Annotated in this window: 17 protein-coding genes; 7 read left to right on the top strand and 10 right to left on the bottom strand. The window is 70.1% G+C overall.

What is annotated here, in order from left to right:
• Positions 1-67: 67 nt before the first annotated feature.
• A complete protein-coding gene (locus AB0I23_RS08900; RefSeq protein WP_359108210.1) occupies positions 68-1,234 on the top strand; it encodes a glycosyltransferase in 1,167 nt (388 codons plus the stop codon).
• Positions 1,235-1,256: 22 nt separating this feature from the next.
• Here the strand turns inward: AB0I23_RS08900 and AB0I23_RS08895 are convergent, their stop codons facing one another.
• Genes AB0I23_RS08895 through gmd form a run of 5 tightly spaced genes read right to left on the bottom strand, consistent with a single transcriptional unit; the run spans position 1,257 to position 8,821 of the window.
• Complete coding sequence (locus AB0I23_RS08895; protein ID WP_359108208.1) at positions 1,257-2,084, bottom strand: glycosyltransferase family 2 protein; 828 nt, start codon at positions 2,082-2,084, stop codon at positions 1,257-1,259.
• Positions 2,081-2,779, bottom strand: a complete 699-nt coding sequence (locus AB0I23_RS08890) for a hypothetical protein (protein ID WP_359108206.1) — start codon at positions 2,777-2,779, stop codon at positions 2,081-2,083. Before AB0I23_RS08890 ends, AB0I23_RS08895 begins: the two co-directional genes overlap by 4 nt.
• Positions 2,776-5,028 carry a LamG domain-containing protein gene (locus tag AB0I23_RS08885; RefSeq protein ID WP_359108437.1) on the bottom strand — a complete coding sequence of 751 codons (2,253 nt, stop codon included), beginning with the start codon at positions 5,026-5,028 and terminating at the stop codon, positions 2,776-2,778. Before AB0I23_RS08885 ends, AB0I23_RS08890 begins: the two co-directional genes overlap by 4 nt.
• A complete protein-coding gene (locus AB0I23_RS08880) occupies positions 5,028-7,811 on the bottom strand; it encodes a LamG-like jellyroll fold domain-containing protein (RefSeq protein ID WP_359108204.1) in 2,784 nt (927 codons plus the stop codon). The genes AB0I23_RS08885 and AB0I23_RS08880 overlap by 1 nt, the downstream gene beginning before the upstream one ends.
• On the bottom strand, positions 7,808-8,821 hold the full coding sequence (gene gmd, locus AB0I23_RS08875; protein WP_359108202.1) for a GDP-mannose 4,6-dehydratase: 1,014 nt from the start codon (positions 8,819-8,821) through the stop codon (positions 7,808-7,810). Before gmd ends, AB0I23_RS08880 begins: the two co-directional genes overlap by 4 nt.
• 112 nt (positions 8,822-8,933) lie before the next feature.
• On the opposite strand from gmd, the gene AB0I23_RS08870 reads away from it, so the two are divergent.
• Positions 8,934-9,917 carry a GDP-L-fucose synthase family protein gene (locus AB0I23_RS08870; protein ID WP_359108200.1) on the top strand — a complete coding sequence of 328 codons (984 nt, stop codon included), beginning with the start codon at positions 8,934-8,936 and terminating at the stop codon, positions 9,915-9,917.
• Positions 9,918-10,028: 111 nt separating this feature from the next.
• On the opposite strand, the gene AB0I23_RS08865 is transcribed toward AB0I23_RS08870, so the two are convergent.
• Positions 10,029-11,579 carry a sugar transferase gene (locus AB0I23_RS08865; RefSeq protein ID WP_436846902.1) on the bottom strand — a complete coding sequence of 517 codons (1,551 nt, stop codon included), beginning with the start codon at positions 11,577-11,579 and terminating at the stop codon, positions 10,029-10,031.
• A 323-nt stretch (positions 11,580-11,902) separates the two neighbouring features.
• Between AB0I23_RS08865 and AB0I23_RS08860 the strand changes: the two genes are divergently transcribed.
• Positions 11,903-13,168 carry an FAD-binding protein gene (locus AB0I23_RS08860; protein WP_359108190.1) on the top strand — a complete coding sequence of 422 codons (1,266 nt, stop codon included), beginning with the start codon at positions 11,903-11,905 and terminating at the stop codon, positions 13,166-13,168.
• 15 nt (positions 13,169-13,183) lie between these two features.
• Here the strand turns inward: AB0I23_RS08860 and AB0I23_RS08855 are convergent, their stop codons facing one another.
• Both AB0I23_RS08855 and AB0I23_RS08850 read right to left on the bottom strand, forming a co-directional pair.
• Positions 13,184-14,179, bottom strand: coding sequence for an MASE1 domain-containing protein (locus AB0I23_RS08855; protein WP_359108435.1), 996 nt, complete (start codon positions 14,177-14,179; stop codon positions 13,184-13,186).
• 83 nt (positions 14,180-14,262) lie between these two features.
• Positions 14,263-15,105 carry a PP2C family protein-serine/threonine phosphatase gene (locus tag AB0I23_RS08850; protein ID WP_359108187.1) on the bottom strand — a complete coding sequence of 281 codons (843 nt, stop codon included), beginning with the start codon at positions 15,103-15,105 and terminating at the stop codon, positions 14,263-14,265.
• 269 nt (positions 15,106-15,374) lie between these two features.
• Here AB0I23_RS08850 and AB0I23_RS08845 point away from each other — a divergent pair, with 269 nt between their 5' ends.
• From AB0I23_RS08845 to AB0I23_RS08835, 3 genes are all read left to right on the top strand, one after another.
• The gene (locus AB0I23_RS08845) at positions 15,375-15,674 is read left to right on the top strand and encodes a DUF1876 domain-containing protein (protein ID WP_359108186.1); all 300 of its coding nucleotides are present in this window, start codon (positions 15,375-15,377) and stop codon (positions 15,672-15,674) included.
• A 281-nt stretch (positions 15,675-15,955) separates the two neighbouring features.
• Complete coding sequence (locus AB0I23_RS08840) at positions 15,956-16,147, top strand: hypothetical protein (RefSeq protein ID WP_359108185.1); 192 nt, start codon at positions 15,956-15,958, stop codon at positions 16,145-16,147.
• A gap of 5 nt (positions 16,148-16,152) precedes the next feature.
• Complete coding sequence (locus tag AB0I23_RS08835; RefSeq protein WP_359108184.1) at positions 16,153-17,265, top strand: XdhC/CoxI family protein; 1,113 nt, start codon at positions 16,153-16,155, stop codon at positions 17,263-17,265.
• A gap of 598 nt (positions 17,266-17,863) precedes the next feature.
• Here the strand turns inward: AB0I23_RS08835 and AB0I23_RS08830 are convergent.
• Positions 17,864-19,564 carry an acyl-CoA dehydrogenase family protein gene (locus tag AB0I23_RS08830; protein WP_359108182.1) on the bottom strand — a complete coding sequence of 567 codons (1,701 nt, stop codon included), beginning with the start codon at positions 19,562-19,564 and terminating at the stop codon, positions 17,864-17,866.
• 55 nt (positions 19,565-19,619) lie between these two features.
• The gene (locus tag AB0I23_RS08825) at positions 19,620-20,258 is read right to left on the bottom strand and encodes a TetR/AcrR family transcriptional regulator (protein ID WP_359108181.1); all 639 of its coding nucleotides are present in this window, start codon (positions 20,256-20,258) and stop codon (positions 19,620-19,622) included.
• Between the two features lie 462 nt (positions 20,259-20,720).
• Between AB0I23_RS08825 and AB0I23_RS08820 the strand changes: the two genes are divergently transcribed.
• Complete coding sequence (locus AB0I23_RS08820; RefSeq protein ID WP_436846898.1) at positions 20,721-21,407, top strand: lamin tail domain-containing protein; 687 nt, start codon at positions 20,721-20,723, stop codon at positions 21,405-21,407.
• Positions 21,408-21,409: the final 2 nt, after the last annotated feature.

The following is a 21,409-nucleotide window of genomic DNA, read 5'->3' as shown; positions in this document are numbered from 1 at the left end:
TCAACCCACTTGGGGTAATCAGGATGACTATTCTGTGAAGAGTAGGCCGAGGTCGAGGGGAACCCTGGTGAAAATCCTGCACGTCGTCACGCTGCATACTCCGGACCATGCGTTCGGCGGTCCGACCCGGGTGGCGCTCAATCTGTCGAAGGTCCAGCGCGCCCATGGCGACGACGCCCGGATCATGGCGCTCGGCGACGGCTTCGACGGCAAGCTGCCGAGCGAGGTCGAGGGCGTGCCCGCCCACCTCTTCCAGGCCCGTCACCTGCTGCCGATGTTCGAGGTCAGCGGTATCACCTCGGGCGCGCTGCTGCTGGCCGCCCGGCGCATGATGCGAGGGGCCGATCTCGTCCATGTCCATCTCATGCGCGACCTGGTGACGCTGCCCGCCGCTCTCCTCGCACTGGCCCTGCGCCGGCCGCTGGTCGTCCAGACACACGGCATGGTGGACCCGACCGAGAAGCGCGTCGCCCAGCTGACCGATCTGCTCGGTGTACGGAAGGTGCTGCGTGGCGCCGACGCGGTGCTGCACCTGACCGAAAGGGAGCGCCTCGATGTGAATGCCGTGGCCGCCCCCGTGCCGCTCACCCGCACCGTACGGCTGGTCAACGGCGTACGCCCGCAGAAGCGCAAGCCCGCCCGGGACCCCGGGCAGCCGCCGACGGTGCTCTTCCTGGCCCGGATCCAGGAGCGCAAGCGCCCGGAGGACTTCGTCGCCGCCATGCCCGCAGTCCTCGCGAAGTACCCGGACGCCCGGTTCGTGCTGGCAGGACCGGACACCGGAGCACTCCCCGGAACGCTGGGACTGGCCGCGAGACTGGGAGTGCTGGAGTCGCTCGACCATGTGGGACCGCTCGGCCACGAAGAGGTTCTCGCCGCCGGGCGGCGCGCCGACGTGTACGTACTGCCGTCGATCGAGGAACCCCTCGGGGTCTCGGTCCTCGAAGCGATGTCGGTCGGCACGCCCGTGGTGATCACCCGTACCTGCGGGCTGGGCCCCGATGTCGCGGAGGCCGGGGCGGGCCGGGTGATCGACAGCCGGGTCGGCGAGGACGAGGCCAACGCCCAGAAGGTCGCGCAGGCGATCCTCGAACTCCTGGAGCCCCGGGCCAACGCCGAAGCAGGAAACGCCGCGTGGCAGCTGGTCACCGAGCACTTCACCATCAGGGCCGTGACGCAGACCCTCCGGCGGACCTATGAGGACGTGGTCCGCCGGGAGGCCGCGGCCCGCTGACACCGGAGGCGGTGCGGGAGGCTCACCCCACCTTGCCCTCACGGGACTTGAGTGCGATCTGCCACCGGTAGAAGCTCATCGCCAGCGCGAAGTCGAAGCCCGCCCGCCCGTCGAGGAAGCCCCGCCGGTAGACGTACATGTACGCGAACGACACCAGCGGCTTGAACGGCGCCTTGTGGAACAGCTGCCCCTGGCGCGACTTCACCTTCCGGACCTGCTCCTTGACGTCCGGATGGTGCTCCAGCCACGCCTCCCAGTCCGAGTAGCGGTTGTGCCGCTCGAACCACGCCGTCACCGGGTCGAGGTCCTGGTGCTCGATCGGGTTGCGGAGCGCACCCGCCGTCGGCGCGACCGGCTGGTAGTGCCCCTCGACCTCGCCGATCCCCGGCGCCGCCAGATCCCCCACCTCCGGATAATGACACCGGGTCCGGTCGGTCAGGGAACGCTTGCGGATGGTGTACCCGTGGCGCAGCCTCCGGCCCGAGAACCAGTAGCCCAGCGGGATGTCGTACGCCGCCGGTTTCGGCGCCGCCGGATCGGCGAAGATCTGCCGCAGCTCGGCCAGCAGACCGGGGCTGAGCCGCTCGTCGCCGTCGAGCAGCAGGATCCAGTCGAGGTCCGTGCGGACGTTCTCCAGGCACCACTGCTTCTTCCGCGGATGGCCGCCGTCCCAGGTGTAGGTGACCACCTCGGCGCCGCAGCTCTCGGCGATCTTCGCCGTGTCGTCGGTGCTGTGCGAGTCGACGACGACGACCGCCTCGAAGTGGCCAAGGACCGATTTCACCGCCTCGGCGATGTTGAGGCCCTCGTTCTTCGTGGGGATCGCCACGGCTATCGGCAGCTTGTTCATCCCTTGTCTCCTTCGGGCAGCCAGGCGTAGCAGCCTGTGGAGGTGAAGGCGCGGGCCGTCGTCGCGACGGTGATCCCCACCCGCTTCCCGGAGCCGGAGGTGCCCGACGTCAGGTTCTTGCCGCCCGCCCCCGTGACCTGCCAGGTGCAGCTCTTCGTGGGGGTGACGGCGTAGTAGCGGCCCGGCCGGATCTGCTGGTTCTTGTACGTGCCGTCGGCATATCCCAGAGCGGCCCGGTCCACCAGGTCCTGGTGGCCGGGACAGAGGTGCGCGACAGCGGGCTTCGCACCGGCGACCTCACCGGTGACGATGGCCGCGACCGCGGTGTCCTTGTCGACCTTGACCAGGTACGACAGCTTGTCGCAGGTCTCCTGGCCGGTCTGGAGCACCGCTGCTGGGTCCATGCCCTTCGGTACCCGGTCGACCAGGTACTCCTTCTGCTTCCTCGTGAAGGAGCCGGTGGCCGGGGTGAGTTCGTCGGTGGGCAGTTTCGGTGGTTCGCTCGTCTTCTTCGCCGACGGGCCGGCGGACGCGCCGGCGTCGGGCGCGGCCGCCGGCCCGGCGACGGGGGACTCGGCGGCCGACGGCTTCGTGCCGCCCGCCTCCCGGTGGTTCCCGTCGGAGGACGAGCCGCAGGCGGCCAGCGCCGCCGTCAGTACGACGACGGCGGCGCCGGCCAGGATCGGATACCTCATCCACCCGTCCTCAGGGCGTAGTGGGCACTGATCGCGGAGCTGCTGAGCGCGGTCGGGTAGACGGCGGTCTCATCGATCTGCCCGGCGAAGAAGTCGCTCGTCGGACGGTTCGGCCAGCTGCCCAGGTTGTCCCCGCCGACCCGCCAGTACCCGTTGTAGCTCTCGTTGGCGGTGTACAGGATGTTGGACGCGCGCAGCTGTCCGTCCACGTACAGCGCCATGCCGGAGCTGCCCTGCGTGGCGACGACATGGTGCCAGGCGCCGTCGTTGTAGGCCCCGGAGGTGGTGATGGTCCGGGTGCCGCCGCTGTAGACGCCGAAGGTCAGCCGCCCGTCATTGAGCATGTACACATGCTTGTCGTACTGGTTGCTGTTCTGCATGGTCAGGTTGCCGAAGCCGATGATCTTCCCTCCCCTGGTGGTGGTCGTCTTGATCCAGGTCTCCACCGAGAACTTGGTCGGCTGCGCGTGCCGATTGTTGCTGTACGCGTACTGGGTGGTGCCGTTGAAACCGATCGCGGTCGACGGCCCGGAGACCGCGGCCGGAGTCTGTCGGTAGGCCGGGGAGTTGCGCAGGAAGCCGTTGTCCAGACCGGCCCCGGTGTCCGCGGCGAACGTCGACGTCCCCTCGTCGTACCGCCAGTACAGCGACGCACCGTCGGCGAGCACCCTGGCCGGGTAACTCTCCGCGGCGGAAGCCACGGTGGCGCTCTGGGCGGGAGACTTGGCACTGGTGTTGGTGCCGTCGCCCGCGCTGATCCGGTACGTGTGTGTCTCGCCCGGAGCCACGTCGGTGTCGGTCCACCTCAGCTGCGGCCGGTCCCAGAACACCGAGCTCCCCGTGGTCGTGTATACGGGGGTGCTCGCCCCGTCCTTGTAGATCCGGTAGGTGAGTTCGCCGTCGTCGGTGTCGAAGCTGGTCTGCCAGTTGACCTCGATCTTGCCCGCGGCGACCGTGGAGAGGCTGACGTTGGGCACCCACGGAGCCCCGGTGTCCGGGCCGTCGGCGAACCGGGTCAGGCCCTGCTGGGCGGAGCCGTTGACGGTGGTGAACTCGCCGCCGACCCACAGGTAGTGATGTCCTCCTTGGTCGGTCTGGGCCATCACCCGCGGTCCCACCGGCTCCCCGATGCCGTCGTTGGTGTCCGGGAACCACGGCAACAGCTTCGGGTCGTTCACCGACTGCGCGAGAAGATGCTTGCGCGGCTGGTCGGGGAACTCGCCCATACTGGAGCAGTCATGGGCGTGACTGCCGCTGTACAGGACCCCCTCGTGGACCAGCACGGCCTGCGTGGCACCGAGGCAGGTGTCCCGCCAGCGCTGCTCGAAGTTGCTGAGGTTCAGCGCGATCCGCCCGTCGAAGACACCGCCTCCGGTGCCTTCGTTGGCGGTGTAGAAGCCGGTGGCGTCCGTGGTCAGGTCCTGCACCGTGGAGGTGTTCGGGATGAAGCCCGGGTAGCTCTTGGTGATCGCACCCGTGGTGGCGTCCACGACGGCGAGGGCGTGCGAGGCGGTGCCGTTCACGGTGAAGAAGTCGCCGCCGATGAGCACATGCTGCCCGTCGGGCGTCACCTGGACGGCTCGGCCCACCTCGTCCGTGTTGGCCGTCCACGGCTTCAGCTGGGCGCCGGTGGTGACCGCGGCGAACTTGTTCCGGGTCTGACCGGCGACGGTGTTGAAGTCACCGCCCAGATAGACGGTGTCATCCGTGACGGACAGGGCCCGTACAGTCGCCGAGACGGCGACCTTGAAGTCCTGGCGCGGGGTGCAGGTCGCCGTGTCGATCGCCGCGATATTGCTGACGCCGACCCCGTTCACCGCACCGAACTGCCCACCCGCGTACAGCGTGGTGTTGTCGGGGGAGAGAGCGAGGGCCCGAACGGTCGCTGTTCCGGAGGAGAGGGTGAACGACAGGCTGCAGCCGGTCGGTGCGCCGGTCGCCGCGTCGAACGCGGCGAAGTTGACCGCGGGCTGTTCGGACGTGCCCGCCGCCGCGCCCGGGGGACGGACGGTGGAGAAGGTGCCGCCGGTGTAGACGACCCCGTCCGTCGCCGCCATCGACCACACGATGCCGTTGGTCTGCCAGGTGGAGAGGTTGTCCGCGGTGAGGGAGACCGGCGGCGTGAGAGCCGCCGCCGGGGAGGCCCCGACCGCGGTCGCGGCCAGGGCTCCGGCGAGCAGGCAGAGCGCGGCGGACGCGGCACGCACCCGGCCACGTCCCGCGCGTCTGCGCTCCGTATTTCCGTTCATCATTCAGCTCCGAAGGTGAGAACAAGCTTCGGCCGGTAGGCCGCGGTTGATACCTCGCTCGACCAGATGCGGAGACTGTCCGTCCCGCTGCTGGTCAGGGCGAGTGAGTAGACGGAGCCGAGTGCTCCGCCCAGCGCCGGTGCGTTCAGCTCCACCGATTGGTCGGTGGAGACCGAGGTCGCGCCGGTGATGGTCCCCAGCACGGTCGAGGAGAGCGACGGCCGGGTGTTGTAGGTGACCGCCGACTCGGTCCAGGTGCCGGTGACCGGCACCACGGTGTGGCTGTCGGAGGAGCCCGCCGTCGAGTCCGACGACGTGCGGAATGTGAGCCGTGCGCTCTTGAGGAACTGTCCGGCCGGGGCCGAGGGCACGGTGAAGCGCAGATAGCTCAGATACGCCGTGCTGCCGCGCGAGGCGAGCTGGCTGTCGTTGTAGTTGGTGTTCGGGGCGACGCTGTTGACGTACGCGTCGTCGTCCGGAGTGAGCGTCACGGTGGTGTCGCCGGGCCCGGGCGGGGTGTCCGCCAGGGCGTGGTGCGCGGCGACCTGGGCGGCGGTCAGCGCCGATGGGTAGACCGCGGTCTCGTCGACCTGACCGGCGAAGTAGGTGCTGGTGGGACGGTTCGGCCAGGTGGTCGGCATCGCGTCGCCGCCCACCCGCCAGTACCCGTTGTACGAGCGGTTGCCCGCGGTCGTGTTGGAGCCGACTGCCACCCCGTCCACGTACAGCCGCATGCCGGACGGTCCCTGGGTGGCGACGACATGGTGCCAGGTGTTGTCGTTGTAGGAAGCCGTCGTGGTGAGGGTGGGCCTGCTGCTGGTGCTGCCGACCTGGACGCCGAAGGCGAGGCGGCCGTCATCGGTCATGTAGACGAGCTTGTCGGAGATGCTGCTGGTGTGGCCCTGGGCGGTGCCGATGTTGTTGCCGTAGCCGACGATCCGGCCGCCGCGCGTGGTGTTGGTCCGGAACCATGTCTCGATGGAGTACGGCGTCGGCGAGGTGTAGTGGTGCAATCGGTCGCTGTACACGTACTCGTCCGTGCCGTTCAGCGACAGTGCCGTCGAACCCGCGACCGCGGAGGGAGCGGACCGGTACGTCGGCGCGTTCATGTACACCCCGCCGTCGTCGCCGGCCGAGGCGTCGGCGGCGAACGCCCCGCCCGCCTCGTCGTAGCGCCAGTACAGACCGGCGCCGTCCGCGAGCACCCGCTCCTGGTACGGGCTCGCCGAGGAGGCCGCGGTGACGGCGGTGATGGCCGACAGGGCGCTGGTGTTGGTCCCGTCGCTCGCCGTGATCCGGTACGAGTACGTCCGGCCGGCCACCACATCGGTGTCGGTGAACGTCAGCTGCGGGCGGCTGAAGAACAGCGAGGACCCCTGCGTCGTGTACACGGGTGTCGAGCCGCCGTCGCGGTAGACCCGGTAGGTGAGCAGGCTGTCGTCCAGATCCAGGCCGGACCGCCACCGGACCTTCACCTCACCGGCCCGGGGAGCGGACACACTGACGGCGGGCACGGACGGCGCGCCCGTGTCCGGCGTGTTGGCGAACCGGGTCAGGGACTGCTGGGCGAGCCCGTTGACCGTGGTGAACTCGCCGCCCACCCAGAGGAAGTCGCGTCCGTCGCGGGAAGACACGGTCAGGGCGCGCGGCCCGACCGGCTCACCGATCCCGTCATTGGTGTCCGGGAGCCAGCCGAGCATCGCCGGATCGTCGACGGACTGGGCGGTGAGGTGCTTGCGGACCTGGTTGGGGAAGCCGCCCATGGTGGAGCAGTCGTGGACATGGCTGCCCGCGTACAGCACACCCCGGTAGACCCGCAGTGTCTGCGTCGCCCCCTGGCAGGTGTCCCGCCACCGCTGGTCGAACGTGCCGAGCCGCATCGCGAGCCGGCCGTCGAAGGAGCCGCCTCCCGTGCCTTCGCCCGCGACGTACCAGCCGTCGGATGCGGTGTCGGTGACGATGTCCTTGATGACCGCGGTGGACGGGATGAAGTTGCCCGTGTAGGTGCGGGTCGGTGCGCCCGAGCCGGCGTCGGTCACCGCGAGAGCGTGCGAGTCGGCGCCACCGACGGTGAAGAAGTCGCCGCCGATCAGGACGTTCCGGCCGTCAGGGGTGACCTTGAGCGCCCGGCCGGGATCGTCGGCGTCCGGGTTCCACGCGGTGACGGCACCGGCCGCGGTGACGGCGCCGAAGAAGCGCCGGGTCTGACCGCCTACCGTCTGGAAGTCGCCGCCCGCGTAGACCGTGCCGTTCGCGGCCACGTCGAGCGCACGCACGGTCGCTCCGAAGTTCGGCGCGAACCCCGAACGAAGAGTGCAGGTCGCGGTGTTGATGGCTACCAGTCCGTTGGCAGCCGTCCCGTTGACCGCGTTGAAGTAACCACCCGCGTACAGCGTGGACTTGTCGGGGGAGAGCGCGAACGCCCGGACCGTGGCGGTGCCGCTGCTGCGGGTGAAGGAGAGCGAACAGCCGGTGGGCGCCCCGGTGGCCGCGTTGAACGCGGCGAAGTTGACGGCGGGCGTCGTGCTGCTGCCCGCCGGGGCACCGGCCGGCCGTACGTTGGCGAAGGTGCCGCCCGCGTACACCACCCCGTTCGCCTCGGCGAGCGCCCAGACGATCCCGTTGGTCTGATAGGTGGTCAGGTTGTCGGCGGTGAAGCCGACCGGCGGAGTCAGAGCCGCGGCCGGGGGAGCGGCGACCGCCGAGGCGGTGAGTACGCCCGCGGCGAGCGCGAGAACGGTGGCGCACACACCACTGCGTCCGAGACGTCCTGGCGCTCTCATCGGTCCACCCGCACGGCTGCCCCGGAGAGCTGGTCGGAGAGCTGCCGGATGTCCGCCTCGACCATGATCCTGGCCAACTCCTGCGCCTTCACGACGGGCTTCCAGCCGAGCAGTTCCTCGGCCTTGGTGGCGTCACCGATCAGGGCGTCGACCTCGCTGGGACGCTCGTACTTCGCGTCGTACCGGACATGGTCCCGCCATTCCAGCCCGGCGTGCTCGAAGGCGAACTCCAGGAACTGCCGGACGCTGACCCCCTCACCGGTGGCCACCACATAGTCGTCCGGGGAGTCGCACTGCAGCATCCGCCACATCGCGTCGACGTACTCGGGGGCGTAACCCCAGTCGCGGACGGCATCGAGATTGCCGAGGTGAAGGTGCTGCTGGAGCCCCGCCTTGATCCGGGCGACGCCGCGGGTGATCTTGCGGGTCACGAAGGTCTCGCCGCGACGCGGGGACTCATGGTTGAAGAGGATCCCGTTGACCGCGAACATCCCGTACGCCTCACGGTAGTTGACCGTCGCCCAGTACGAGTAGACCTTGGCGACGCTGTACGGGCTGCGCGGATGGAACGGGGTCGTCTCGTTCTGCGGCGGCGGGGTGGCGCCGAACATCTCGGACGACGACGCCTGGTAGATCCGGGTGTCGATACCGCTGGCGCGGACCGCCTCCAGCAGACGGATGGTGCCGAGTCCGGTGATGTCACCGGTGTACAGCGGCGCGTCGAACGAGACCCGGACATGCGACTGCGCACCCAGGTTGTAGACCTCGTCGGGCTGGATGTCGCGCAGCAGGTTCACCAGCGCGACTCCGTCGGCGAGATCCGCGTGATGCAGGACGAAGGAGCGGTTCTCCTCCTCCGGGCCCTGGTAGATGTGGTCGATCCGCTCGGTGTTGAAGCTCGATGAGCGGCGTATGAGGCCGTGGACCGTGTACCCCTTGTCGAGCAGCAGCTCGGACAGGTACGAGCCGTCCTGTCCGGTCACGCCGGTGATGAGCGCGGTCTTCGCCACGACTCCCCCTTCTGTGGTCGCCTGCGAGGCTGTTGTGCACCGAAATTTCGTGATGTGAGTGATCTGCGGCAAAACGTCACCGTGACGTACAGCTGCTGGCACAATCCGAACCATGACGACTGATCTCCCCGGCCCTCCCCAGGAATCCGTCCGCCCCCTGCTACGCCGCGGCGCCCGCATATTCGTCGCGGGACACCGAGGTCTCGTCGGCTCGGCGGTGGTGCGCCGCCTCATCGCCGAAGGCCACGAGGTGGTCACCCGCGGCCGTGACCGGCTCGATCTGCGCGACGCCGCACCGACCGAGGCCTTTCTGTCTGACATCCGCCCGGACGCCGTGGTGCTGGCCGCCGCCAAGGTCGGCGGGATCATGGCCAACAGCACGTATCCGGTGCAGTTCCTCGAGGACAACCTGCGCATCCAGCTGAGTGTGATCGCCGGTGCGCACGCCGCCGGGGTCGAGCGACTGCTCTTCCTCGGCTCGTCCTGCATCTACCCCAAGCGAGCCCCCCAGCCGATTCCGGAGGACGCCCTGCTCACCGGCCCACTGGAGCCGACCAACGAGGCGTACGCGCTTGCCAAGATCGCCGGGATCGTGCAGACCCAGTCGTACCGGCGGCAGTACGGCGCGTCGTACATCAGCGCCATGCCCACCAATCTCTACGGGCCCGGCGACAACTTCGACCTGGAGTCCTCGCACGTCCTGCCCGCCCTGATCCGCCGCTTCCACGAGGCGCGACGGGACGGCGCGCCGGAGATCACCCTCTGGGGCTCCGGCAGCCCCCGGCGCGAATTCCTCCACGTCGACGACCTGGCCGCCGCGTGCCTCCTGCTCCTGGAGCGTTACGACGGTGACGAACCCGTCAACGTCGGCTGCGGCGAGGATCTGACGATCCACGAACTCGCCTCCATCATCCAGGATGTGACGGAGTACCAAGGTCGCATCTCGTGGGACACGACGAAGCCCGACGGCACCCCGCGCAAGCTTCTCGACGTCACCCGCCTCTCCTCCCTCGGCTTCAAGCCGCGGATTCCACTGCGCGACGGCATCGCCCGCACCTACGCCTGGTGGCTGGACCACCAGGGCGCCCAGGGCTGACCGCGCCCCGGCCCGCCGGGCCGGGCCGGCCGCCGCAGAGCGACGGCGGCCCGCCCGTCCGGCCCCGCGCTGCCGGTCGAGGTCGATCTTCCGCATCCGGCCCCGCCGCTCTCAGTACGCCCCGCGGCCGTCGGTGACGGCGCGCAGCGTACGGGCCATGAGTCCCAGGTCCGTGGCCACCGACCAGTTGTCGACATACCACAGATCGAGCGAAACGGTCTCCTGCCAGGAGAGGTCGGAACGTCCGCTGACCTGCCACAGCCCGGTCAGGCCCGGCCGGACCGCGAGCCGCCGGAGCTCGTGCTCGTCGTAGCGGGACACCTCCTCCGGAAGAGGCGGACGAGGACCCACCAGGGACATCTCGCCACGGATGACATTGAGCAGCTGCGGCAGCTCGTCGAGCGAGCTCCGGCGCAGCAGCCGGCCGATCCGTGTCACCCGGGGATCACTGCGGATCTTGAACATCGCACCGTCGTTCTCGTTCGCCGCGACGAGCTCCGCCTTGTGCGTTTCGGCGTCCTCCACCATGGTGCGGAACTTCCACATGGTGAACGGCCGGTTGTGCCGGCCCTGGCGGGTCTGACGGTGGAACGCCGGGCCGTCGGAGGTGAGCCGTACGGCTGCCCCGATCAGGAGCAACAATGGTGCCAGCAGCACCAGTCCGAGCGCCGCACCCGTGCGGTCCACCGCACCCTTCAGGGCCATCTGCGGACCCTGGCGCAGCGGGGGCACGATGTGCAGCAGCGTCAGCCCGGCCGCTGAGACCGGCCTGACCCGGCCTGCCGCGATCTCCGAGAGGTCCGACAGAACGGACAACTGCAGGCCCCCGTCGTGCAGGCCCCAGGACAGTTGCCGGACCCGTTCCCCGGAGAGCTGTGGCCCTGGTATGACCAGCGCCAGGTCCGCCTCATGGGCGAAGGCTCCGCCCAGCACCGTCGACACGTCGTCGTCTGCGGGAGCCGGTGCGAGGTGCCCCGGCACCGGAGCCTCGCAGTCGAGTGGTGTCTCCCCGACGGGGATGGCCGCAACCACCCTGTATGCGTGGTCCGTTCGGGAACCGAGCAGCCGCACCGCCCGTTCCACCCCCGAAGCCTCGCCGACCACCAGCACGCGGTGCTCGGCGGTCTGTCGCCCTCCTGGCCAAGGGAGTTGGCGCACGAGCGACACGGTCACGGTCACCAGCAGGCCGGGCAGCAGCGCCACGACCGCGGTCACCGGTCGTACCGGCTCGCCGAACACCGTGCTGAGGACGGCCAGTGCGCCGATCAGCAGCAGCCAGTCGCCGGGAGCGGTCAGTGCATCTCTGAGGCCCCCCGGCCGCCTGGTTGTGTACCGGCCACGTACCAGCCGGGCTCCGCACCACACCAACGCGGCGACAGATGCCGTAAGTTGGGCCTGTGGTAGCGCGCCGGCGCGAAGGACGAGCCAGGCCGGTAGCCCCAGCCCGAGGAGATCGGTCGCGACGACGAGCGGCAGGTACCGGCCCGGTCTTCTCTTCGGGATGGGCGTCTGGTCAGAACGTTCGCGCTGTACGGTCGGGGCGCTCCACAGCTGTTCAAGTTCCTTGCTGCGAGGCCGATTTGAAGTGGTTCGTGGTCGTGGCGCCCCCGCCAGTCCCACGGATCCAGGTATGTCGGATTCGGGTAGCTCGACATGCCCCATGAACCCCCCAGTCACAGTTGCATCTCCACAAACGGGACGCATCCGCCGATCCCATGGACTGACGGATGCGCCCTCGCTCGGTGCACGATATCCACACACGTGCCATTTCGCTGGAGTTCTCGTGAAGTTCAGACATACGCGATGGCTCGGATCTCGTCCCGTTCCGCGCTGGATCAGGAGGTCTGCGGTCGGCTGTTGGCATTTGACAGGTTCCGCACTGAGGTTATGTGCGGACATGTCACGTTATCGTGATGCCGCACCCCCATCTGGGAGAATGCGCCGATGGCGGCGAGCGCCGACAAGCAAGCGAAAGAAGGCGTGCGGTGACTCCCGCGGAGAAGAACTGGGCCGGAAACATCACCTTCGGGGCGCGGCGCCTCCATGCCCCCCGCTCGGTGGCCGAGATCCAGGAGATCGTGGCCTCCGGCACCACGGTACGGGCACTGGGCACCCGGCACTCCTTCAGCACCGTCGCGGACACGGCCGGAGACCTTGTGTCGCTGGCGGGACTGGACCGCGTCGTCGAGATCGACCGGGCGGCCGGCTCGGTCACCGTCGGCGCGGGGCTGCGCTTCGGGGAGTTCGCCGATGTCCTCCATGAGAACGGCTGTGCCCTGCACAACCTGGGCTCGCTGCCGCACATCTCCGTGGCGGGCGCCTGCGCGACCGGCACGCACGGCTCGGGCATGGGCAACCGGTCGATCGCCGGGGCGGTCCGGGCGCTGGAGATGGTCACGGCGGACGGCGGGACCGCGGAGCTGAAGCGCGGCGACGCGGACTTCCCCGGGGCCGTGGTCGCCCTGGGCGCCCTGGGGGTGGTGACCCGGCTGACCCTGGACCTGGTGCCCGCCTTCGACGTACAGCAGTGGGTCTACGAGGACCTGCCGCGGTCCCGGCTCGGCGACCCGGACGGGTTCGACGAGGTGATGTCCGCCGCGTACAGCGTCAGCCTCTTCACCGACTGGCGCGGTGGCCCGGTGAACCAGGTCTGGCTCAAGCAGCGGGTGGACGCCGAAGGAGCGCGGCAGGCACCCGCCGAATGGCTCGGCGCGCGGCTCGCGGAGGGCCCGCGCCACCCGATCCACGGCATGCCCGCCCAGAACTGCACCCGGCAGCAGGGCGTCCCCGGCGCCTGGCACCGGCGCCTTCCGCACTTCAGGCTGGAGTTCACCCCCAGCAACGGGGACGAGCTGCAGTCGGAGTATTTCGTGGCACGGCGGGACGCCGCGGCGGCGTACGCGGCACTGGACCGGATCCGGGACCGAATCGCCCCGCTGCTGCAGGTCGGCGAGATCCGCACCGTGGCCCGCGACGACCTGTGGCTCAGCCCGGCGAGCGGCATCGACGCGGTGGCCTTCCACTTCACCTGGGTCCCGGACACGGCCGCCGTCACACCGGTGCTCGGTGCGGTCGAGGAGGCGCTCGCACCGTTCGGCGCCCGGCCGCACTGGGGCAAGGTGTTCACGACCGCGCCCGATACGCTGCGCGCGTTGTACGGGCAGTACGCCGACTTCGAGAAGCTGATGGCCCGGTACGACCCGGCCGGCACCTTCCGCAACGACTTCCTGGACCGCCACTTCCCGCGGTGACGCACAGCGTGAAGGTCAGCGGCCGTCGCGCTCGTCCCGGTACCGGGACGGCCACGCGGTCGCCGATCTTCCCGGTGCGAGATGGTCCACCACCTCGGCGAGCTCCTCGCAGGCCTGCTCGATTCTGCGCCGGATATTCATGTCCTCGGTGACGATCGAGGCCAGCAGCAGTGCGGTGAGGGCCATGGAGCCGTTGAGGATCGTCAGATTGAGCATGATCTCAAGGATCGTGTGACCGGTGAACGGTCCCACCTTCTCGCTGCCCGCGAGGATCGCCAGCACGGACAGCACCAGGGCACACGGCGCGCTGCCCGCGAGCTGGAAGCGCAGCGCGGCCCAGATGAGCACCGGGAACGCCACGTAGAGCATCGACAGTGAGCTTCTGGTGGCCACCAGGCCGAGCACGACGCAGACGACTGCCAGCGCGGTCGCCTCTGCCCACCGGTCGGTCCTCCGCGGCAGCCGGGCTCTGCGCATCACGAGGAGCAGGGGGGTGACGATGAGGACGCCCATGGCGTCCCCCGCCCACCAGGCCGCCCAGACCGGCCAGAAGTGGCCGAGCGGCAGCCTGCCGGTGAGTGCCAGCATGCCTGTGCCCACGGTGGCGCTGATCAGCATCCCGGCCATCGCACCGAGGAAGACCAGGACCGCCCCGTCGCGCAGCCGGTCCAGTTCCTTCCGGAACCCGGCCCGGCGGAGCATGAGGTACGCGCAGACCGGCGCGAGGGTGTTGCCTGCGACGATGCCGGGGGTGGCGAGATCGACCGGGCCGGTGACGGTGGCGACGACGAGCAAGGATCCGAGAGCGATACCGGGCCAGATACGCAGGCCGAGATAGAGCAGAGCACTCAGTGCGATGCCCGTCGGTGGCCAGAGGGGGGTGACTCTGGCTCCGTGGATGGTCACCTGCCTGAGCAGACCGATCTGTCCTGCCGCGTAGTAGGCGGCGGCAACCGCCAGGATGCTGAGGGCGGTCACCGCCGTACCTCTGGTTCCCTCACTGCGGATCACAGCTCTCATGAGACACCGCCGGCCCGGGGCGGCGGCCGTGTGACACGCTCGGCCCGGGGATGCTCACGTTGTGCTGCCCGACGTCACCGGTCGTCACGTTGTGCGTCCGGTGACGTGTGGTGGCGCAGGACGAGTACGGCGGCATCATCCTCGTGCCCGGTGCGTTCCGCCGCCTGCAGCACCGCGTCGGCCAGCTCGTCGGCGTCGGCCGCGGCGCGGGAGGCCACCAGCCGCACCACCGTGTCCAGGCCTTCCTCGATCGGGAACGACGGCCCCTCGACCACCCCGTCGGTGAGCAGCACGAACGCCCCCGGGGTGGTCAGCCGGTGCCGCGTGACCGGATACTGCGGACCGGCCTGAATGCCCAGCGGCAGACCTCCCGCGTCCTCGGAGATGCCCGAGCGTCCGTCGACCGTCGCCCACACCGCGGCGACATGTCCGGCGCGCGCGGTGTCGAGTACCCACGTGCGCGGGTCGAGACGGACGAATGTGCAGGTCGCGAAGAGCGTGCTGTCGACGGACAGCAACAGGTCATTGGTGCGGCTCAGTATCTCGCCCGGTTCCGGGCTCGTGGCGGCGATCGCCCGCATCCCGATCCGGATCTGCCCCATGAACGCGGCGGCCTCGACGTCATGGCCCTGTACGTCCCCGATGGCGAAGGCGAGCGTGCCGTCCGGAAGCGGGAAGCCGTCGTACCAGTCACCACCGATGTCCAGGCCGCTGCGGGCCGGCGCGTAACGGGCCGCCGTCTGCAGACCGGGGCGGGCGGGCAGGGTGGCCGGAAGCATCTCGCGCTGCAGCGCCTCGGCCAACTCCACGCGCGCCTGGTGCAGCTGCACCTCCTGCCGCGCCCGGGCGGTGAGCCTCTGCAACGTGGTGAGCAGTTCCTCCGCGCTCACCGAAGTGGGAGGACGACGCCGGTTCATGGGCCGCTCCGCAGTGCATTCGTTCGCGAGCCGCAACACACAGGGCCTGACGTGGCGGGACGTATCCGTGAGACCCGTCTTCCGGCTGCCCCCTGCATCATATTTCGACGTTGAACACCCCGCAGTGCGAGCCGCCGTCGGGGGATCGCCTCGTGCCACCCTGATCCGGCCGGGCCGGCAACGCGCGCGTGGACGCGGGAGGAGAGATGCTGAAGGGAGGACGCGTCGTGGCGGCTCACGGTGGGCTGACGCGGGCGAGGAGGTGCGCGATGACACACACGCTGGAATGGAAGCTCCGCCTCGATCTTTCCGAGGAGGAAGGCACGACCAAGGCGGAAGCCGTGCTGGACACCGGTTCCGAGAAGCTCACCGGTCACGGGGTGGCGCGCTGCAACCCGACGGATGTGGACATCCCGAGCATCGGTGACGAACTTGCGGCGAGCCGCGCGATGAAGGATGTCGCGGGCCAGCTGATGAGAGAGGCGGACCGCGAAATGGAGGCGGCGGGCGCCGGCCCCCCGAAGGGTCCCCTCGGCAAGCCGTACGCCTGGACCGACGTGTCGAGTTAGGGAGTGCCTTTCGGACCGGACCGGATCAGGGAGGTGGCCCGCCGCCATGCGGCTGGTCTCCGCGTGATGCGCGCTGCCGCAGGGCGGAGGGGGAGGCAAACCGGACGGGTTTCCCGTATGCCTTCAGGACTGCGGGGAGTTGTGAACCGGCGACAACGCGGGCGGAGGGTCTTCCCCGGGCGCAATCGACACATAGGGGCAGCGCGCCACGGCACGTGGCGCCGCGGTCGTCGTGCCGTCCGGCGGCTGGGGGCGCGGCGGCCCCCGCTGCTCCAGCCCGGATGCGGCGGCTGCACCGGCCGGCACACCGGGTGGTGCGGGCCGACCCGCTCAACGCCGGACCGGGTTACGAACCACTGGCCGCCGGCATGGCAGCCGCGCTGCCCGACGCGCACGCGTTCGTCGAGGGACACAGTCCGCAGGCCCTGGGGCAGCCGGCGGCCGTCGGCGGAGCCGGCACCGGGCGGCGGTGAGCACCATGCGTGAGATCCTCCAGGCGCTCAGCCGTTGGTACGCCTCGGGTGAACCGTTCGGACTTGCGACAGTCGTCGCGGTCACCCGCAGCGCGCCCCGCGGTCCCGGGGCGGCGATGGCGGTGGGCCCCGGCGACGAAGTCGTGGGCAGTGTCTCCGGCGGCTGCGTAGAAGGCGCCGTTTTCGACCTGGCCAAGGAGGTCGTGGAGACCGGACGGGCACGGCTCCGCACTTTCGGCTACAGCGACGAGGACGCCTTCGCTGTCGGGCTCACCTGCGGAGGCGAGGTCACCCTGCTCGTACGCCCCGTGTCGGCCGCCACCGACCCCGCGTTCGGCGAGGTCGCCGCGTCGGTCGCCGCACAGGGCCCGGTGGTGGTCGCCACCGTGACCGACGGTCCCGCCCCGCGCGGCGCCGCGCTCGCCGTATGGCCGGACAGGGTGTCCGGCTCCCTGGGCACCAGCGGCCTCGACGTCGCCGTCACCGCGGACGCCCGGGGCGAACTGGCCCAAGGGGCAACGGGCCTGCGCCACTACGGACCGCGCGGCGAGCGTCGCGAGGACGACGTCACCGTGTTCCTGCAGTCGTTCGCGCCGCCCCCGCGCATGCTCGTCTTCGGTGCGATCGACTTCGCCGCCGCCGTGGCCCGCATCGGTGCGTTCCTCGGCTACCGGGTCACGGTGTGCGATGCCCGCCCGGCCTTCGCCGATCCCCGCCGCTTCCCGGCCGGGGCGGAGGTTGTCGTCGACTGGCCGCACCGCTACCTGCGCGGCACGGACATCGACGAGCGGACCGTGATGTGCGTACTCACCCACGATCCGAAATTCGACGTCCCGCTGCTGGAGGTGGCCCTGCGCTCCCCGGCGGCGTACATCGGCGTGATGGGGAGTCGCCGCACCCACGAGGACCGCCTGGCCCGGCTGCGCGAGACCGGACTCGGCGAGGCGGAACTCGCGAGACTGCGCGCGCCCATCGGTCTCGATCTCGGCGCCCGTACCCCCGAGGAGGTGGCCGTCTCGATTGCCGCGGAGATCGTCGCGCTGCGCTGGGGCGGTACCGGTGCCCCCCTGGCGGACTCGGCCGGGGCGATCCACCGGCCGGGACCGAAGTACGTGTGAGGGGGGACCAGGACCACACAACCGCACAACTCATTCACCATGCCGATCCCGGTCGACGGCCGGCCCGGTTCGGCCGCGGCGTGACGGGCGACGTCGGCCACAGGTTCGTCGAGCCGTTCGCGGACTGCCTCTCCGCGCGGCTGCCGGAGGCGCCAGCGGCTGCGCGCGAACCCGAAGCGCAGACCGGCGCCACGGAACCGGCTGCGCGCGATCCCGTCCCGCGGAACGGTGCCGCGGAGCCCGACCGTGTCTCGTCACGATGCCGTCGGCATCGCGATCGGACGACGCGTCCTCGGGCACCCGGTCCGGCGTCGGACGGCACCGCCCCCACACGAACCGAGAGATCGTGCGGGGCATCGGACCGCCCAGGCCGGACCAGGCACCCGAGGACGTCAGGGAACCCGCCCACCCGCAACGGACCGGTCCCCTGGAGGGCCGTCACCGAACGGGACGCGAGAGCGGGAACCCGGCGCATCCAACACCGTTCGGGATGCGCCCGGTACGCAACAGTGGGTCCAGGACTCACTCATGCGCACTGGATAGGAACGGTTCGGTACGCAGCCACAGGGTGCGGGATCTCGACTCCATGGGAACCAAGCTAACGCGCGCCGAAGTGCCGCTCCACGACAGCCGTGGTGTCGGTGCCGCGCGGCAGGATGCCGTACTGGTGGCCGCGGTCCTCGCCCAGGCGTGCGGCGACGAACGCCTCGGCCATGGGCGCCGGAGCGTACCGGAGCATCAGCGAGGACTGCAGGGCGAGCGCCATGCCCTCGACCGTCGCCCGCGCACGGAGCTCCGCGGCGAGCGGATCGCGCAGATCCGCGGCCAGCTCCTGACGTACCCGACGCACATGCGCGTCCAGCACGGCACCGGCACCGGCCGTGGTCTCCAACTCGGCCCAGAAGGCATCCAGCGACTGCGGGGTCCTGGCGATGCCGCGCAGCACATCGAGCGCGATCACATTGCCGGAGCCCTCCCACACCGCCATCACCGGTTGCTCGCGGTAGCGCCGGGCGAGCGGCCAGTCCTCGGTGTAACCATTGCCGCCCAGACACTCCAGCGCCTCGTACGCGTGGTGCGGACCGCGCTTGCAGATCCAGTACTTGGAGACCGCGGTGGCCAGTCGGCGGAACATCGTCTCGGACTCGCTGCTGCCGGTTTCGTACGCACGGGCGAGGCGTAGCGAGGTCCAGGTTGCGGCCTCCGTCTCCAGGGCCAGATCGGCGAGGACCGCTGTCATGGCGGGCTGGTCGACCAGCCTGGCACCGAAGGCGCTGCGGTGCTGCGTGTGCCAGATCGCCTCGGACACCGACTGGCGCATGCCCGCGGTGGTGCCGAGGACACAGTCCAGACGGGTGTGGTTGACCATGTCGATGATGGTGGGAACGCCGCGACCGGGTTCGCCGACGCGCACCGCCCAGGTTCCGTCGAACTCCACCTCGGACGATGCGTTCGACTTGTTCCCGAGCTTGTTCTTCAGCCGCTGGATACGGACGCTGTTGCGGGTGCCGTCGGCCAGCACCCGCGGTACCAGGAAGCAGGTCAGCCCGGCCGGGGTCTGGGCCAGCACGAGGAAGGCGTCCGACTGCGGGGCCGAGAAGAACCACTTGTGGCCGGTCAGCAGATGGGCCCGGCCGTCGGGGTCGGAGGCCACCGGAACCGCGCGGGTGGTGTTGGCGCGGACGTCGGACCCCCCCTGCTTCTCCGTCATGCCCATGCCGAACGTCAGCCCCGACTTGCTGCCCGGGGCGATCAGCCGCGGGTCGTACGAGCGGCTGAGCAGACCCGGAAGCCAGTCCCGGCCCACCTCGCCGTCGCGCCGCAGGACAGGGACCACGGCGTGCGACATCGACATCGGGCAGGCATGGCCCGGTTCGATCTGGGCGAACAGCATGAACGACGCCGCCCGTGCGACCGCGGCACCCGGCTTCGGATCCGCCCAGGCCGCGGTGTGCGTGCCGTAGCCCACGGCCGCGCCGACGACCTCGTGGTACGCGGGGTGGAACTCGACTTCGTCGACGCGATTGCCGTACCGGTCGTGGGTGCGGAGCACGGGGGGTGACGTGTGCGCGAGCTCCGCATTGTTCTGGAACGGTTCCGAGCCGACCAGGCTCCCGATCTCGTGGAGCTCCGGCTCGTGCCAGGCCGCGCCGAATGCCCGTACCGCCTCGACGAGCGGCGCATTGGTGCCGTACTCGTCCAGGCCGGTCCGGGGCGGCACCTGATTGGTGACCTCGTGGGTGGTGTGCGGTGCGGGAGCCCCCGGCCGCAGGCCGGTGGGGTGTGCGGTGACGGTCATGGCGGCGGTCCTGTCTGACGTCGGCGATGGGAATTTCGGCCGAGAGCTTGGTCTGCTACGGCGGTGCGGTGCGGGGGAGCGGCCAGGTGCCGCCCGCTCCCACCGCTCTCAGGCACAGCGTGGCGATGTCCGCCACGACCGGCTCCGGGTCGGTGCGCTCGCCCATCGGGGAGAGCGGGCCGAGCAGCGCCTCGCTGATCGCGCCGATCACGGCGGCGGCCGAGAGCCGGGCGTTCTGCGCGGGCAGTTCACCGGCGTCGATCCCCGCGGCGATGACCGTCTCGGCGAGGGCGTGGTAGCCGCGGCGATAGGTCAGCCGCTCCGCCTCGACCAGCGCATCGACCGGCTCGGCCAGTAGTGCCCAGGCCGTGCGGGGCGTCCGCAGCGCCCGGAAGGCGAAGACTTCGACGAGGGTGCGCAACTGGTCCGCCGTCCCGCTCGTGGCGCCCACGGCATGCTGCACCGCGATGAGCTCATGACCGGCGACATGCCGGAAGACCGCGGCGAGCAGCTCCTGCTTGGAGGCGAAGTGGTTGTAGACGCTGCCGGTGGCGACTCCGGCCCGCTCGGCGAGCGCGGAGATGCTGGCCGCGGCGTATCCGCCCTCGGCCAGCAGCTGCCGCGCGGCGTCCAGCAGCCGCTGGCGATGCGCGAGCCGGGTCGCCTCGGTGCGGGCGGTGGGGCGGTAGGCCATGATGTTCTGAACCTCGATTCATAACTTCAGCTCCCACTGAACCACCGTTGTGCTCGCCGCGCAATGATCGGCAGCCGCCAGGGGCGGGGAGGTAGAACTTCCTTTCTCGTTCGCTCGGATAGCAGAAAGGTCGTTCGAGGTCGAGCGAGCAGCGGCTGTTACAGAATTCTGTGCCGATCCCCCAGGGGTGACCCGTGGCGCGCGCCGGCTGACGCGGCGCGCGCGTGTCGGTTGTGCCGGTGCCGAACGGGTGGGTGCAACGGTCAGTGATTGACGGGTGCCCAGGTAGTTGAATGCGTGCCTAATGCATGTGCGTGTGACGGAAATGTCTGCATTTCGTAACACGTATCGAGGTGTCTGTCGTAAATCGGGCGATCGGGCCAAAGTGTGCGCTCTCGGCATCACGCCGGGATCGATCAACGCTCGGACCATACGGCCCGGGCCTGCACCTGAGGGGTTTTCATGTCCCGTTCCGCACGGCGGTTCACCGCGAGCGTCATCGCTGCCGGCGCGCTGGTGGCCGTCGCCGCTTTCCCGGCAGCCGCCGCCGACCACGACCGCGGTTACGGCCGGCAATCCTCGTATTCCGGCGTCGTCCTGGGCGAGATCCAGTACGACAGCCCCGGACACGACAACGGCACCAACCGCAGCCTCAACGACGAGTGGGTCACCGTCACCAACACCAGCCGGCATACGGTCGACCTCCGTGGCTGGACCCTCAGAGACGAGAGCCGCCGCACCTACCGGTTCGACCTGAGTCTGGCCGGCCGCTCCTCGGTGCGGGTCCACACCGGCTACGGCCGCGACAGCCGTTCGGACGTCTACCAGGACCTCCGCCGCTACGTCTGGGACAACACCGACACGGCGACGCTGCGTAACGAGGACGGCTACAAGGTCGACTCGAAGTCCTGGGGCCGTCACTACGACGGGTGGTGGGGCCACGGACGTGACGACGACCACCGCCGGCACGATGACCGCCGGCACGATGACCGCCGGCACGATGACCGCCGTCACGATGACCGCCGTCACGATGACCGCCGTCACGATGACCGTCGGCACGATGACCGCCGTCACGACGACCGTCGGCACGATGACCGTCGGCACGATGACCGCCGGCACGACGACCGCGGCCACGACGGTCGTCGCTGATC

Source organism: Streptomyces atratus (assembly GCF_040655115.1).
In the GTDB taxonomy this organism is placed as follows: Bacteria; Actinomycetota; Actinomycetes; order Streptomycetales; family Streptomycetaceae; genus Streptomyces; species Streptomyces atratus_D.
This window is presented reverse-complemented; position numbering and strand designations above follow the sequence as displayed.

Bases quoted from the DNA above. Each gene is read 5' to 3' on its own strand.
- AB0I23_RS08835 (WP_359108184.1), top strand. From the start codon at position 16,153: ATGCGTGAGATCCTCCAGGCGCTCAGCCGTTGGTACGCCTCGGGTGAA.
- AB0I23_RS08840 (WP_359108185.1), top strand. From the start codon at position 15,956: ATGCGGCGGCTGCACCGGCCGGCACACCGGGTGGTGCGGGCCGACCCG.
- AB0I23_RS08845 (WP_359108186.1), top strand. From the start codon at position 15,375: ATGACACACACGCTGGAATGGAAGCTCCGCCTCGATCTTTCCGAGGAG.
- AB0I23_RS08820 (WP_436846898.1), top strand. From the start codon at position 20,721: ATGTCCCGTTCCGCACGGCGGTTCACCGCGAGCGTCATCGCTGCCGGC.
- AB0I23_RS08830 (WP_359108182.1), bottom strand. From the start codon at position 19,564: ATGACCGTCACCGCACACCCCACCGGCCTGCGGCCGGGGGCTCCCGCA.
- AB0I23_RS08825 (WP_359108181.1), bottom strand. From the start codon at position 20,258: ATGGCCTACCGCCCCACCGCCCGCACCGAGGCGACCCGGCTCGCGCAT.
- AB0I23_RS08870 (WP_359108200.1), top strand. From the start codon at position 8,934: ATGACGACTGATCTCCCCGGCCCTCCCCAGGAATCCGTCCGCCCCCTG.
- AB0I23_RS08895 (WP_359108208.1), bottom strand. From the start codon at position 2,084: ATGAACAAGCTGCCGATAGCCGTGGCGATCCCCACGAAGAACGAGGGC.
- AB0I23_RS08850 (WP_359108187.1), bottom strand. From the start codon at position 15,105: ATGAACCGGCGTCGTCCTCCCACTTCGGTGAGCGCGGAGGAACTGCTC.
- AB0I23_RS08890 (WP_359108206.1), bottom strand. From the start codon at position 2,779: ATGAGGTATCCGATCCTGGCCGGCGCCGCCGTCGTCGTACTGACGGCG.
- AB0I23_RS08865 (WP_436846902.1), bottom strand. From the start codon at position 11,579: ATGGGGCATGTCGAGCTACCCGAATCCGACATACCTGGATCCGTGGGA.
- AB0I23_RS08880 (WP_359108204.1), bottom strand. From the start codon at position 7,811: ATGAGAGCGCCAGGACGTCTCGGACGCAGTGGTGTGTGCGCCACCGTT.
- AB0I23_RS08885 (WP_359108437.1), bottom strand. From the start codon at position 5,028: ATGAACGGAAATACGGAGCGCAGACGCGCGGGACGTGGCCGGGTGCGT.